This window comes from Paenibacillus sp. cl6col, assembly GCF_900102125.1.
GTDB lineage: Bacteria > Bacillota > Bacilli > Paenibacillales > Paenibacillaceae > Paenibacillus_B > Paenibacillus_B suaedae.
In genome coordinates this window covers 393975-409142 of sequence record NZ_FNAZ01000006.1, presented here as the reverse complement: position 1 = coordinate 409142, position 15168 = coordinate 393975, and the positions used below count along the sequence as shown (strand labels likewise).

Genomic DNA, 15168 nt, shown 5'->3' with positions numbered 1-15168 from the left:
GTACCATTACCTCGTTTAAATCCGTTTTATTTTATCGGAATTAGAGAATAAAAGGTTTGAGGAAGTGTACAATAAATCTAAAATGACGTGGATATCCCACGGAGGTGTGCCCAAGTGCAAGCTGACAAACGTTTTGACTTATTAGCACTTTCATCAATTCCTTTGATAATGACCTTAGGCAATTCAATGCTAATCCCCGTATTGCCTGAAATCAGGAGACAGTTGAAGGTTAGCTCATTCCAAACAAGCCTGCTCATTACCGTATATTCCGTAATGGCGATTTTCCTCATTCCTATTGCCGGCTATTTATCTGATCGAATTGGCCGCAAGGCAGTCATTATTCCCAGCCTTATCATAACAGGCATTGGAGGTAGTGTGTGCGGTGCAGCAGCGGTCTGGATGGATCATTCCTATTCTGTCATTTTATTGGGAAGGGTTCTGCAGGGGATTGGCGCTGCTGGAGCAATGCCCATCGTTCTGCCGTTGGTAGGGGATATGTTCAAAAGCGAAGAAGATGTGAGCAGCGGTCTCGGCATTATCGAAACGGCCAATACATGCGGCAAAGTATTGAGCCCTATTTTGGGAACCGCTCTGGTAGCAATCGTTTGGCATCTTCCTTTTTGGGCCATTCCAGTATTGTGTCTAATTTCGATTCTGCTCGTCCTTTTTTTTGTCAAACAGCCCAAAGAATCTGATTCTGATTCCGAACCAATACCCGTTCGCGACTTTTTAATACAAGTGATGAAGTTGATTCGAGAGAATTCGCGTTGGTTAATCGCCATATTTGTTATCGGGGGACTCGGCATGTTCATGCTGTTCAGTTCGTTATTTTATTTATCGGAATCGCTGGAAGACAAGCATGGGTATAAGGGCATTGTAAAGGGTTTGCTGCTTGCAATACCGTTGGCTGTATTGAGTACTTCCTCTTTTATTGCTGGAAAATGCATAGGAAGTAATAAAATCGCAATGAAATGGATCATTGTGTGCGGGTTGGCCTTAACAGCAGTAGGACTTGGCATGTGCATACTAACGAAATCTGTTGTACCCCTGTTCATTTGGCTAAGCGCTGCTTTCCTCGGAATAGGAGCATCCTTGCCCTGTCTCGATTCCTTTATAACCGCAAGCATTGAAAAGAAGCATAGAGGTACGATTAGTTCCTTGTACAGCAGTATGCGCTTTGTCGGCGTGGCTGCCGGCCCAATGATAGCAGCACTGGTGATGAATCAAACACAGATCAATTTATTTCTGGTCTTATGTGCTTGTGGGATAGCTGCTGCACTTTCCGGCTTGTTTGCAATCAGAGCTTCAAGCGATTCACAACAATCGTAAGGCTAATTCTGTATGGCAGTTGTTTCTCGGCAGAGCTAGACTGTCAGAGAGCAGGCCAGGGAAAATTTCTGTAGGAAGGTATTACTGAGGTCGAGACCAATAGAACAGGGGGATATTCGTCTCGTTGGTCTCGCTAGCCATCATCGAAGCACTATACAGAACATGTAATTAACGAATAGAGTAAACACTCAAATCAGACAGTATAAAGCAGTTGAGTTGACCACTGTAAACGGCTACTCCCCCAATATCTAAATTATCAATATCTTCGTAATTGACTTCAGCACACTGATCGCCTCTCAATGCAAGAGATTTCTTTTTCAAGCACATGTAAAGAGGGATGTTTTAAATTTTGATTGAAATGTATATAAATACCAGATATACAATTCAAACACACTATACTTTATACATTGAATATAAGTTAATTACACTTATGTAAGCGCTTTATTTCTAGTAGATTTAAATTGTATTTGAATATAGCACCTCATGGTGCGAGGAGGAGACTTACAGTGGTCAACACGATGAAAAAGAAAGTGAAGCTTCTACTCATCACCTCGCTTCTGGCTATTTCCACATTCGGCCCGGTGATGGCTCCCACTGCATATGCGGAGCAGCCGCACACCTCATACTGGCATCCAGCTACTCTCTTAGAGTGGAGCCCAACAACGGACAAGGATGCGAAGTTCAACCGTGGAACGATCTCACTTGCAGATCGGTTCACAGGACAGAAAGTAAATCCGAATGCGCAAGACCAATCCCGGCTTGTTGCATTGTCGGCACTGAATGATAAAACGAGTGGTGTTCCGTCTCAAGGTACAGGGCAGTTCCGTGCCGATGCCTTCGGTTACTGGCAATATGTTGATGTTATGGTGCTGTGGGGAGGATCAGCTTCCGAGGGCCTGATCGTTCCGCCAAGTGCAGATATCATTGATGCAGCACACAAGAATGGAGTTCCGATTCTCGGAACCATCTTCTTCCCTCCAACTGCATATGGTGGCCAATACCAATGGGTAAAACAAATGCTGCAGCAGAAACCGGATGGTTCCTTCCCTGTTGCTGACAAACTGATTGAAGCAGCAAGCTACTTCGGCTTCGATGGTTGGTTCATCAACCAAGAGACAGCTGGCGGCAATTCGGCGGACGCCACGAAGATACAGCAATTTATGCAATACTTGCAAGCACATAAGCCGTCCAATATGCAGATTATGTGGTATGACTCAATGACGAACGGCGGCAACATCAGCTGGCAAAATGAATTAAATGCACGAAATCAAATGTTCCTGCAAAATGGTGCGCAAAAGGTTGCGGACAGTATGTTCCTCAACTTCAATTGGTCCGCTTCGATGCTTCAGAACTCTAAAAATAAAGCGATCAGCTTAAATCGTGATCCTTATGATTTATATGCCGGCATTGATACAGAGGCGAATGGCTACAACACGAACGTCAACTGGGCTGGAATCTTCCCAAGCAATCAGAACCCTGCTACCTCACTCGGCATTTATCGGCCAGATTGGGCATACCGCAGTTCAACAAGCAATGATGAATTCTATACGAAGGAGATGAAATATTGGGTAGGTCCGAACAGCGACCCACGCAATACGACAACATCTTCGAGCTGGAAAGGGATCGCTAATTACTTTGCTGATAAATCATCAATTCAGCACCTTCCATTCACGACTACCTTTAATACGGGGCACGGCAATCAATTTGCAGTCGATGGTACCGTCTTAAGTATGAAGGAATGGAACAATCGCAGCTTACAGGATGTATTGCCAACTTGGCGTTGGATTACAGAAAGCTCCGGTACAGCGTTGAAGCCGAGTTTCGATTGGAGTACAGCTTATTACGGTGGAAGCTCACTGAAGGTGTCTGGCTCATTGAGTTCACAGAACGCAACGCATCTGAAGCTCTATCGAACGAATCTACCGCTATCCGGTGATACGGAAATATCCGTTACCTATAAGACAGGTCAACCTGCATCTCATATGAAAGTTGGCGTTTCGTTCGCTGATAATCCGGGTCAATTCGAGTTCTTTGATGTAGGGGATGGGGATCCAGGCGTATGGAATACCAAGGAGATATCCGTTGGCAACTTCGCAGGTCGAACTGTTGATGCAATTTCACTGAAGTTCGACAGCAGCAATGCAATTAACAACTACGCGATCAATATTGGGCAATTATCCATTCGAAATACAGGAGATATGTCCGCTCCAGAAGCGGCAACCAACTTGGCTATCGAGGAAGTCGATTTCTCAGGCAACACAGCAGATGCCCGTTTGAATTGGAACGCATCTTCCAGTGGCAATGTTCAAGCCTATGAAGTCTATCGAGTGAAGCCGGATGGAACGCGTGAGTTCGTAGGGGCGACACCGAATACAGCCTATTATGTTCAACCGATGAGTCGCAACTCTGGGGAGCAGCAAACAACATTAGAAGTGTTGGCGTTAGGAACGAATGGGGTACGAAGTTCCGCTGCTCAAGCAAGCTTTGCATGGCAAGAGGCCCCTTCAACAATGAATTTAGCTCTTAATCAAAATGCTACGGCAGACCGCTTCGTACCCGGTGAGACACCTGCCAAGGCATTTGACGGAACTACAGCAAATAATAGCAAATGGTGTGCAACGGGCTCTGAGCCTCACTGGCTGCAGGTCGATCTGGGCTCTATGTATACCGTTGATAAATTTATCGTTAAGCATGCGCAAGAAGGCGGAGAAGCGGCAAACTTCAATACAAGAGATTTTAACATTCAGCTAAGTGAAGATGGCGTGAACTGGGTGGATGCTGTGACAGTAAGCGGTAATAGTGCTGGCAAGACGACACATAATATTGCACCAACTTCAGCACGTTACGCGAAGTTGAACATAACCAAGGCGACACAAGAATCTGATACTGCAGCACGCATCTATGAGTTTGAGGTGTGGGGGCAGTAGCTTCAATCATACAAGCAAGCCCTGACAAATTGTCAGGGCTCTGTTTTATCGGCTCAGATGATTCATCCCAGAATCCTTTATCTGGACATGGACGTCAATCTGTTTAAGAGAGTTGGGTGTGAGCTGCAGCAAGGAACCATTATTGTTTTTTTGCCAGAAGGAGATGTATTTGCGATATACACGATTTTGCAGCGAATAAATGTCGAGCTTTCTATTCAATCCCTGTTGGAATGTTTGTTGGATGTCGTTTTTTATTTTTTCCTTTGCCGAGGCGACGATATGTTCTTTGGTCGCATTATCCGTAATTTCTTCGACAGAGCCTTGGACATCGATTTCGAGGTTGAACTTAGGGACTCCGTTTTGCAGAGATACCTTCACTGATGATTTGGGCTTCTTAATTGTAAGAACCGCATCTGGGGTAGTTGATTGCCCTACTCCTATGTGTACCTTTTGAATTTGATTTGACATCCATCGCAAGCCTAGTACTTGATCCTGTTTCATCCAACTTTTGTACTTCCCTTTTTGAAGGATGAACACTCCATTGAGCTCGTGCTGACTAATTATCTTTTTGTCCTTCATCCATTCCTCATTGTTCAGGGAAAGGCTGGGCAATAATACGGTGCTTCCCGGCTCATTCAGCTGTGCGACCATTTTCTGAAGCTGCAGTGGAGGGATGTTCGTTTGCTGTTTCAGTATATCATCCGGAGAGTAGAGCATAGACGCAATGGGGGACAAATTAAAAGGAATCGTTACCGCGAATAGATCAGCGATTGGGGTTTTGGTTCCGTACACCCACGCAGTATATCGAATTCCTGAAAAACGAAGAAGGGAATCAACCATCTTATTCACATCCTTTTGTAAGGCACGCTCACTGAAAATAATTACAGTCGTATGATCCCAAATAATTTGCAGCGTGGAAGCGGCATAAATGTCGTTCACAGCTGAGTCGAGCGTATATCCTTCTCCTCGTCCAATCCACGTAGGTGATTTGCTTGGAGTTCTTGTTCCTTCTTGTTTAGCAACATTCGTGAACTCCAATGAGTTTGTGTACACAATATACTTCCCTTTATCATAATCAATGCCAAAGGCCGTGACGTAGTTCAGATCCTGAACATTTTTACTGTCCCAGCAGCCCGTAAGTATTAAAAATAGGCAAAGAACGATGATAAGTAAGCATCGTTTATTTATACCGTGTCTGCACGGAGATTTGTTCATTGCGTGATCAAATACGCTCATTTTGGCTCCTTTCTTTCGCGGGTCTTGTCAGTCGTTCGGAGCATGATAGGGCGTCGGTTCACAATTCTGACAGGCAATGCAATAAGTGATTTCAGCATATCCCCGAAAATAGGGGGGGACAATGGCGATAAATAGGGGATGCCGAATGAATGCAGTGCCGACAAATAAACCAGTATGGCCATAACGGAAATGAAAAAGCCGTACATGCCAAGTGTGGACGACACGATCAACACAAACAGACGCAATATGCTGACCGTACCGCTTAGTGACTGGTTAACCAAAGTAAAGGTAGCAACAGCAGTAACGGCCGCGACGACCAGTGTTGTTGGGGAGCTAAGACCCGCTCGAATCGAGGCATCTCCAACAATGAGCCCACCTACGACGGCAATCGTCTGACCGACAGCCTTTGGCAGGCGAATGCCTGCTTCGCGGAATATTTCGAATAAACCAAGCATCAATATCATTTCCATGGGAGCGGACAGTGGAAGCCCTAATCGAGAATTCGTTACAGTTGCCAAGAGAGGGAACGGAAGCTGTTCTAAATTGAACGCAATTAGCGCAATCCAAAATCCTGGCATATAGATAGAGACCATTAAGCCGATCATCCGCAGCAGCCTTTGAAACGTCACGAAAAAATACGGAAAATGGATGTCTTCCGGCGATTTTAACGTGAATACCAAGTTTGCAGGTCCAATAAGCACCATGGGTGTTCCCTCAACAATGATGATGAATCTGCCCCTGACTAGGGATTGTACGGCATAGTCTGGTCTCCCTATGTAATCGAGTAAAGGAAACAGGGAATAAGTTGAGTCGCCAATTGCTTCACCAAGCTGCGAACTGCTGACGATAGCATCTGTATCGATTGCTTCGATGCGATGCTTAATATCGCGCATCATGCTTGGATTTGCAATATCCTCTATATAGAGTAAAGATACTTTGGTTTGGCTTCGGGTACCGAGGACAAAGGATTCGCACTTCAAAGAGCGGGTTCGCAAGCGCTTGCGGATAAGCGCAATGTTCATTTCACAGCTCTCCGTAAAGCCATCCTTCGGTCCTTTGATTGATATTTCGGTATTGGATTCTTCGGGAGCTCGATTGGGCGGATCTGCGATATCGAGAGAATAGTAGACGTTTAGATCTTTGAACTCGATAATGAGATGTCCAGCAAACAATAATGTCTCTATGTCATGTACTCTATTCTTTGCCTCGATAGGCTGGATTGCTAATAAGCTATTATGTTTGTGTAGTAGATCCTGCACAGAATTGGCATCCCCCAAATTGGCTTTCAACTGGGGGATCACATATTGATTCAACTGTTTAGTGTCAGCCAATCCTTCACAATAGATGAAAGATACAGTGTACGAACGCATGCTTGATCCAAATGAGTAGGTTTTCTTCTGAACATCTGCACAATTCTCCAATGCACAAAATAACTGTTGAAGGGTGAGCGGCTGGCTTTCTGTCGGATAATCATCCGGTCGCCGATTCAACGTTTTATTTGGTTTCACGGACGATCCCTCCTTTGTATCTGCGCTGTCTGTTGTAGGTGAGAAAAGCGAATATTACGGACAGAAATACAAGCAAATAAGTGACGCTTGGGAAATAGATGATTCTTAACAGATTGACGAATTGAATGTCATCTCGATAAACAACAACAGCTAGGAATATGATTGCAGCCGTCGCCACGCCAACACCGATCCTCGTATGATGGCTTCGATGTGGGATGGCATCAATAATGAGGAAAATCGCCAAAGCTATTCGGATGAAAGAACCGGATAACCATTGATAAATTGACAAAAAATCAAGATGCTCTATGTATTTGCCTGCGGTTACAATTCTCCACTGCTCGAAGGCCGGATACCGCATGAAAGAAGCATTTACAATCCCAAAGTTAGCGATAGAGCCGATATAAGGGCCGATTGTAAGGCCAGCAAGAATGAACGCCAGCGTAGACATACCCCGGAATCTTGGTTTACTTGACATGTGCGGCAGCAAGAAAATGATAAGAATCAGCTCGGCCATGCCAGCTCCAATCAGAATGAGCCCATTTATAATAGGAGTAATCCCATGTTCGAATATCGGGAAGATAAGCGAATAATCCTTATATTGAAAGTTAGCACTCATTACGACATATCCGAGAATAATGACGATCGGAAGAAGAATGCCGGCACAGATCGCAATCGAATGTATGCCGATTAAGGCACTGGAGAGGGACAAGAGAATTAATGAACCAGCGATTACTGTCGTTGGGGTATTTGGCAAATATGAGATTTTGGTCCAAGTTGCCGTGTCTTCTAATGTCACAAATGCCGAGAAGAACAAATACACAATAATCAAAGTTGTAACCATCCATGCGGCAAAGCTGCCACCTAGCGAATGAACCCAAGCGAACAATGGTAGGGGGCGATTCGGCTTGGCTCGAACAGTGATCAAAAGCAGCGGAATCCAGCAGAAGGCGAGTACGAGTGCAATCAATACACTGATCCAACCGTCTTTATGAGCTTCACGCAGCAGTAGAGGAATAACGGTAACGTGATTCATTAGGCCTGTAGACATAATGATAATAAAGCAGGCTTGCAGAAACGTAATAGAATGACGCGGCATGAGGTTTGTTCTCCTTTGTTCGATCTCGAGTCAACTCAGTAATCAATTCGATTATATATAACCATTATTTTGAGTCGAAGTTAGGAAATTCATCCATGTATTCCATTCGTGCTGTCCTCCATAATATGGCCGCAGGATAAGTTCTAATCAGAAGCTTCGCTAGCCAGAAAAATGAACCCTGCGCTGCAAAGGTGAGAAAAAACAGCACCGCCTTCTTATCATTGCAGAAAGGCAGTGCTGTTGAACGATCAACGATTTATAATTTAAGTTCCATTCCATCTTCAGCGATATAGAACGCTCTATCCTGTACGAGCTTTGAGAAAGAACTCGTTCGGTCGTTGACAGGATTCGTGTGATTAAAATGTGTAAAATAAATCTCAGTGTGCTCAGCCAATCCTTGCAGCCGATCCATCGTTTCGGTCATGACAGGATGGGGGATTTCTTTGTAATTGCGTCCCATCCGCTCAATTTCTTCAATGGAATGGAATGTTCCATCCAATAAGCAGATATCTGCTTCCTTCGCTATGTCGTAAATATCACGATCCCATTCGTTCCATCGATCGATGTCCGGAATGTAGAGCAGCTTGCGTGAAGGGCCTTCGATCCAGAACCCGAATGTCTCCGATAACTCATTGCGATGCGGTACTTCAATCGGTGTTATTCGAACGAGAGGAGACAACTGCTCTTGCCGCTCGTGTTGAATACTGTTCAATTGAATATTATTCAATTCCACCAATTGCGACCAAGGGGCGTTGGTTTCCAGCATCTCCTTCATTTTGTCCCCACTGAAGACAGGAACACCTCTAGCACCGATGGCCTCTCTGCCCAAGAACATCAACCCAGGGTAGTGGCCAATATGGGCATGGGTCAGCCAAATACTGCTCATGAGCTTCCCTTGAAGCTGGTACTTCATCTGTACGGAAGCCATCTGCTCCCGCATATCTGGTGTGGCATCTATAAGATGCCATTGTTTGCGCCCCAGTTCGATAATGGCTAAGGAAGCGGCGCGTCTGCGCGTCCCATTGTGCGTTGCAGCCATACAATTCTGACAGAAACAATTCGGGTGCGGTACCCCAGCATCTTGTGCTGTTCCGACAATATTGACGATAACCTCATTCATGTCCGATTCCTCCTGCTGTTACTTGATCACGGTTCGAGTTAACAGGATATTCCTTCTTCACAATGGTCCAACCGGTGATCCCGTATAGGATATTAATAAGTGGAACAAGGAAGGCGAAGAAAATATATGGAATAAATTGTTCTGCACTCACACCAAGCATGTTTGCAGCAAACACAGCGGGAACTCCCCAAGGTACTAGCGTTATGCCGACTGTTCCGGCAGCTTCCACACATCTTGATAAATTTTTCGTATCAATATTCATGTCCTTGTAGGTCTGAACGAATGTACGCGTAGGCAATATAATCGCCAGAAATTGCGCTCCACTTGCAAAGGCTACAAGGAAGGTTGATGCAATGGTAGTCGCGATAAGCGAGCTTGAAGTCTTAATTCTGGATACGACAGGCCGAACAAGTGCTTGGAAAATGCATGTTCCTTCGAGCAATCCACCAAGTGCAGTTGCAATGGTTAACAGTCCGATCGTATTCAGCATGGAGACTAGACCGCCGCGATTCAATAAGGAATCAACTGCTTTCACGCCGGATTCGGTATGGAATCCATTTGTCATTGTGTTCACCATGGAACTGATGGTCTCACCTTGCACAACAATTGAGATTATTCCGCCAATGATGCCTACGAACAGCAATGTCGGCAGAGCCGGAAGCTTCTTAATCATTAAGAATATGGTGAGAACAGGCAGCAACAGCAGTAAGGGATGGATAATGAACGAATTTTGAATTCCGGTCAATATCATATCGATATTGGCCGTATCGACCGAACCTTCTACTGTGCGCGTGCCAACTAGGGCATATAAAGCAACTGCAATAATAAATGCGGGAATCGTATCCCACAACATGTGCCGTACATGGCTGAACAGGTCTGTATCAGCCATTGCTGGTGCAATATTCGTTGTATCGGATAACGGCGACAGCTTATCGCCGAAGAATGCTCCTGATATGACTGCCCCTGCAATTAAGCCGGGGGAGAATCCCATGCCTTCACCTATGACCATGAATGCCAACCCAATCGTAGCGATGGAAGTGAAGGAGCTGCCGAGCGTAATGGCAACAATGCCAGTCACGACAGCGACTGCGGGAACAAAGAATGAGGGATGAATAAAAGATAAGCCGTAGTAGATCATGGTAGGTATGACTCCACTAGAAATCCATGTTCCAACGATCATCCCGATGACAAGCAAAATGAATATTGCTGGCATTGCTTTGGATACGCCGTTTACCATCATGTCCTGAAGCTCATCCCATTTATAACCGCTAATCACCCCTACTATAACGGTGACGATGATGCCAATCATAAGCGGGATGAACATGCCTGCTTTCCAGATGGAAATCGAGGCAGCACCCGCAGCCATAAGCGCAAGGATAGGTAATAGCGCTAAGCCAATTGATACTTGTCGTTTCATGTTCGTTTCACTCCTTTATGTCGTAGTTGTAGTGGTTGATGCTCATAAGTCGACTTGATGAACAACCTGTATATATAAAAAAAGAACCTCCATCCCCAAATAGGGACGGAAGTTCCGCGGTACCACCCTGATTAACAAAATAACTTTTGTTCACTCATCTATTTAACGGCATTGCCGGACCGAAGTCAGCTCCCTAATTGTAATTCACTGCATGTCCCGGCTTAGTTCGCACCTTTCACCAAGTCTCTGATTTTCCGCCACAGACAGCTACTGTATTAGTTCTACGCTTTTTGATATTCTACTGTTTTGCTTTCTTGCTTTTTTGCTTTTGGGCTTTCATGTGATAAATCACATTATAGACCTATGCATTTGTTTGTCAACAGTAATTTTTTGACGACTGTGTTAGAGTTCGGATTTTAAACGATTCAGAAAGCGCTTCGCCACGTGCGAAATTTGCTTGTCTGAGGCATGCACCCAGCCATAATAAAATCGCTCTATATGAGGTGATTCCAAGGTTATAGGAATGATTTGCTGACTATCCTTTTTGAACGAATAATCGATTCCTATCGTCAATGCAATTCCTTCTTTTACCGCATTGTGAATCGCTTGCGTATTGTTGCTGATGAACAAAATATCAATCTCTCCATGCTCCTTAACAAACTGTGACATATAATTCCGAATATGTTCATCATCATAGAGGACGAACGTCTGATTGATTAGCTTCTCTGGTGTTATCACATGTTCCCAGCGCAGTGGTGATTGCTCATTCACCCCAACGACAAGCTTGCCTTCGAGCAGTCTCTGAAATGTTAAATTGCACTGCTGTTGAAGGAGACTTTCCGATAAAGCGATCAATCCAATATCAATCTTATCCTGCTTGATTAGATCCACGATTTCTTTGGGGCCTTTTTCCATGATTTCGAATTTGACAGCAGGGTAATCGCGCTTAAAGCGGGATATAACATCGATTAATAAATGCATTGGCCCGGGAATTGTGGCTATTCGTAATAGCCCGTTGACGGTATTGGTATAAGACTGTGCTTCTGCTTTTAGTTCATTGATCTTCACTAATACTTCACTCGCAATGCCAATAATTGCTTGACCTTCAGGCGTTGGAACCGCTCCTTGTCCACGTGAACGCTGGAATATTCGAATGCCTAGTTCTGATTCCAGCAAGGAAATGGACTGACTAATGGCCGACAGGGTTACATGCGCTTGTTGCGCGGCTTTCGTTAAAGATCCTGTCTTCGCCACCTCAACAATGTTCTCAAGCTGCTCAATATTCATATAGACACCTCAATTCAACACTTAAGTAATACTTAATTATATATTAGTTTATATAAATTTTAGTTAATTAGCTACAGTGTTACAATAAAGGCATAGCAAGAAGCAAGAGTCAATGAATAATCTCACAGTTATGATGAAGTACGTACACATTCGACGAGGAGGAATCGAGCATGGCTGAGACAAGAGTAGCGGTTATTACAGGTGGGGCAAGTGGAATTGGGAAAGAGACGGCATTGAAGTTCGCCAAAAAAGGGGATCGTGTCGTTGTCGCTGACTTTAATGAACAAGCAGGACAAGAAGTCGTTGCCCTCATTGAAAAACTGGGCGGTGAAGCGATCTTTGTCAAAACTGACGTGTCCAAACTAGAAGAGGTAGAAGCACTCGTAGAGAAAGCTGTTGAAACGTTCGGCCGAATTGATGTGATGTTCAATAATGCGGGGATTGGTCGCGTGACTCCTGTGCTTGACCAAAATCTGAAGGATTACCATGATGTGATTAATGTGAATCAACATGGAGTTGCGTACGGAATTATCGCAGCTGGACGCAAGATGAGAGAGCTCGGTATTCGTGGAGTAATTATTAATACCGCTTCGGTGTTCGGATTTCTGGCTTCGCCGGGGACATTCGCCTACCATGCAACGAAGGGAGCTGTCATCATGATGACGAAGTCCGCTGCGCTGGAACTCTCTGCATATGGCATTCGAGTACTTGCTGTTGCACCAGGTGCTGTCGACACACCGATTATTCAAGGCTACAAAGATCAAGGCATGGTAGATGCGATGAAGGCGAAGGTTATTGGAAATAAGTTGACGCAGCCTGAACAAGTAGCCGATACGGTATACTTGCTCTCCCTTGATGAAGCTAGCGCAATTAATGGCAGTGTCGTCATGGCTGATGAAGGATACGCATCGTTTAAGTAATATCACAACAGTAGGATTATACATTGAATAACGGACAAGCACCTCACATCCTTATCATTAGGAGTCAAGGTGCTTGTCTTTTTTGATTAAATATACGTTACTGTAATGCGAATGCCGACGTAATGATACAGAATAGGAGCCAATCCAAGATGATGAGATCCGTCAGGCTAACCATTGTGAAAATCAAATAAAACTGAATAGTACCTGAACATGTATAGAGGAACATAATTCTGGAGATAGTCTGCATGAGGTGAATCAAATGAAACAATTTCATGTTCTTACAACCATTATTCTAATCACAGTTGTCTTGTCCCTGCCCATTCAGGCAAACGCCGAGGTCAATAGAACGCTTAAAAAGGCAGATTCTGATTTGTATCCCGACATGCTGTTGCTTCTGCTTCTGCCCCAAATCCAAGAGGCCGTCAATTCTTACTACAGTAAGTTATTGAAGGTAGAACCTGTCGTGTATCCATATGAAATAGAAATTGTAAAGGCAGAGAGAATAGACCAAAACCCCAATAATCGTGGGTATGACTTTCTCCTTACGCTTGAGGTTCAGCCTGTCATTGGGCCACATATTGCAGTAGGGCAGGATCGGATGACTCTAGAAATATCGCCACTTATTACGAACATAGTGAAAATAACAAGCTATCAACATGTCCATACTAACCAGTTACCTCTCAATTGGCAGCACCTATTACTGCGATAATTGGTTCTGAGACAAAACGGTTTCCAAATTAGAGCTGCTTTCATAAGATGTTATGATAATCGTTTGGTTTTGAATGGAGAGGTATTGCGCATGACAATTACACCTTTACAACGAATTACAAGCAGCAATAAGAATGTGTTTGTCGCTGATTCTGTTGGGGAGGCTGTAGTATTATTAATCACTGGGCATCCCCCGAATGCAGTAAATATTGAAGATGTAAATGAGATATGGCTTAAACTAGAATCTTTCACTAGTGACAATAATGAGTGGTTCAAGCAGATAAACAATCCGACGTTTATTTGGTCCAAGCAAGTATCGAAGGCTGGGGAAGTTTGCAGTTTTGCTACGGCGTCTGTACCATTGCCAATTCTCGAGGGGACGGAAGAGATTTCTTACCTTATCTTTTTCACCCTATTTTGCAACCAAGTTTGCAGTATGCGTATCACTCTTATCGATGCAATAGGCAATCCTGTGATGCCAATTCCGCCGGATTATTTAGATAATGAACTCTATGCATTGCCTGCTGATTTGCATTCTATTGAAGCGGGTATTCCGCAGCAGAACATTCGATATCATTCGGTTACAGCTTCATTTCGTTCTTCAGATATTTTTCCGGGCTCTCGATTTTTATTTACGTTTCAGGTTATGAATCATGGTGAGGGAACTCCCGGGTTTGCTTTCGTTGCAGATATTTATCAATTAGCCGAATCCTGGTATGTTGATGGCGTAACAGGGCCGACGGGCCCAACTGGCCCAACGGGATCCACTGGAGTGACAGGTGAAACTGGAGCAACGGGAAGTACTGGTGCGACGGGAGCAACAGGTGCTGTAGGTGAAACCGGAGCAACAGGGAGTCCGGGAGCGACGGGAAGTACTGGAGTGACAGGGGCAACAGGTGCCGTAGGTGAAACCGGAGCAACGGGAAGTACTGGAGCGACAGGAACAACCGGAGCAGTGGGTGAAACCGGAGCAACGGGAAGTACTGGAGCGACGGGTGCTGTAGGTGAAACCGGAGCAACAGGGAGTCCGGGAGCAACCGGAGCAGTAGGTGAAACTGGAGTGACAGGAAGTACTGGAGCGACAGGAGCGACGGGTGCTGTAGGTGAAACCGGAGCAACAGGGAGTCCGGGAGCGACGGGAGCAACAGGTACCGTAGGTGAAACCGGAGCAACGGGTAGTACTGGAGCAACAGGAGCAACAGGTGCGATAGGTGAAACCGGAGCAACGGGTAGTACTGGTACGACAGGAGCAACAGGTGCTGTAGGTGAAACCGGAGCAACGGGGAGTACTGGTACGACAGGAGCAACAGGTGCTGTAGGTGAAACCGGAGCAACGGGTAGTACTGGTACGACGGGAGAAACAGGTGCAGTTGGTGAAACGGGAGCAACGGGTAGTACCGGAACGACAGGAGCCACAGGTACCGTAGGTGAAACCGGAGCAACCGGAAGCACTGGTACGACAGGATCCACTGGTGCCGTAGGTGAAACCGGAGCAACCGGAAGCACTGGTACGACAGGATCCACTGGTGCCGTAGGTGAAACCGGAGCAACCGGAAGCACTGGAACGACAGGAGCCACAGGTGCCGTAGGTGAAACCGGAGCAACGGGAAGTACTGGAGT

11 protein-coding genes and 1 other annotated feature are annotated in these 15168 nt (G+C 45.2%); of the genes, 5 read left to right on the top strand and 6 right to left on the bottom strand.

What is annotated here, in order from left to right; genetic code table 11:
- Positions 1-114 precede the first annotated feature (114 nt).
- Entirely contained in the window at positions 115-1329 is a 1215-nt protein-coding gene (locus BLS15_RS18035; RefSeq protein ID WP_021254710.1) for an MFS transporter, read from the top strand.
- 506 nt (positions 1330-1835) lie between these two features.
- Entirely contained in the window at positions 1836-4256 is a 2421-nt protein-coding gene (locus BLS15_RS18030; protein ID WP_021254711.1) for an endo-beta-N-acetylglucosaminidase, read from the top strand.
- A 45-nt stretch (positions 4257-4301) separates the two neighbouring features.
- Here BLS15_RS18030 and BLS15_RS18025 read toward each other — a convergent pair whose 3' ends face one another.
- The 6 genes from BLS15_RS18025 to BLS15_RS18000 all read right to left on the bottom strand — a co-directional run bounded on the left by BLS15_RS18025 (position 4302) and on the right by BLS15_RS18000 (position 11920).
- Entirely contained in the window at positions 4302-5471 is a 1170-nt protein-coding gene (locus BLS15_RS18025) for a Ger(x)C family spore germination protein (protein WP_254777368.1), read from the bottom strand.
- Positions 5472-5488: 17 nt separating this feature from the next.
- Positions 5489-7000: a spore germination protein gene (locus BLS15_RS18020; protein ID WP_021254713.1), complete on the bottom strand. Its 1512-nt coding sequence runs from the start codon at positions 6998-7000 to the stop codon at positions 5489-5491.
- Positions 6987-8096 (bottom strand): endospore germination permease, encoded by a 1110-nt coding sequence (locus BLS15_RS18015; protein WP_021254714.1) that lies wholly within the window; start codon positions 8094-8096, stop codon positions 6987-6989. The genes BLS15_RS18020 and BLS15_RS18015 overlap by 14 nt, the downstream gene beginning before the upstream one ends.
- 256 nt (positions 8097-8352) lie before the next feature.
- Positions 8353-9216, bottom strand: a complete 864-nt coding sequence (locus tag BLS15_RS18010; RefSeq protein ID WP_090513118.1) for an MBL fold metallo-hydrolase — start codon at positions 9214-9216, stop codon at positions 8353-8355.
- Positions 9209-10633: a Na+/H+ antiporter NhaC gene (nhaC, locus tag BLS15_RS18005; RefSeq protein WP_090513113.1), complete on the bottom strand. Its 1425-nt coding sequence runs from the start codon at positions 10631-10633 to the stop codon at positions 9209-9211. Before nhaC ends, BLS15_RS18010 begins: the two co-directional genes overlap by 8 nt.
- A 98-nt stretch (positions 10634-10731) precedes the next feature.
- Positions 10732-10926 (bottom strand) — a binding site (T-box leader).
- A gap of 109 nt (positions 10927-11035) precedes the next feature.
- On the bottom strand, positions 11036-11920 hold the full coding sequence (locus tag BLS15_RS18000; RefSeq protein WP_090513108.1) for a LysR family transcriptional regulator: 885 nt from the start codon (positions 11918-11920) through the stop codon (positions 11036-11038).
- A gap of 170 nt (positions 11921-12090) precedes the next feature.
- Between BLS15_RS18000 and BLS15_RS17995 the strand changes: the two genes are divergently transcribed.
- From BLS15_RS17995 to BLS15_RS29595, 3 genes are all read left to right on the top strand, one after another.
- Positions 12091-12840, top strand: coding sequence for an SDR family NAD(P)-dependent oxidoreductase (locus BLS15_RS17995; protein ID WP_021254718.1), 750 nt, complete (start codon positions 12091-12093; stop codon positions 12838-12840).
- Positions 12841-13099: 259 nt separating this feature from the next.
- Positions 13100-13549 (top strand): DUF3888 domain-containing protein, encoded by a 450-nt coding sequence (locus BLS15_RS17990; protein WP_090513097.1) that lies wholly within the window; start codon positions 13100-13102, stop codon positions 13547-13549.
- Positions 13550-13639: 90 nt separating this feature from the next.
- Positions 13640-15168: collagen-like domain-containing protein (locus tag BLS15_RS29595; RefSeq protein WP_254777367.1), on the top strand; the 1529-nt coding region annotated here is incomplete at its 3' end.

Bases quoted from the DNA above. Each gene is read 5' to 3' on its own strand.
- BLS15_RS17990 (WP_090513097.1), top strand. From the start codon at position 13,100: ATGAAACAATTTCATGTTCTTACAACCATTATTCTAATCACAGTTGTC.
- nhaC (WP_090513113.1), bottom strand. From the start codon at position 10,633: ATGAAACGACAAGTATCAATTGGCTTAGCGCTATTACCTATCCTTGCG.
- BLS15_RS18015 (WP_021254714.1), bottom strand. From the start codon at position 8,096: ATGCCGCGTCATTCTATTACGTTTCTGCAAGCCTGCTTTATTATCATT.
- BLS15_RS18000 (WP_090513108.1), bottom strand. From the start codon at position 11,920: ATGAATATTGAGCAGCTTGAGAACATTGTTGAGGTGGCGAAGACAGGA.
- BLS15_RS18010 (WP_090513118.1), bottom strand. From the start codon at position 9,216: ATGAATGAGGTTATCGTCAATATTGTCGGAACAGCACAAGATGCTGGG.
- BLS15_RS17995 (WP_021254718.1), top strand. From the start codon at position 12,091: ATGGCTGAGACAAGAGTAGCGGTTATTACAGGTGGGGCAAGTGGAATT.
- BLS15_RS18025 (WP_254777368.1), bottom strand. From the start codon at position 5,471: ATGAACAAATCTCCGTGCAGACACGGTATAAATAAACGATGCTTACTT.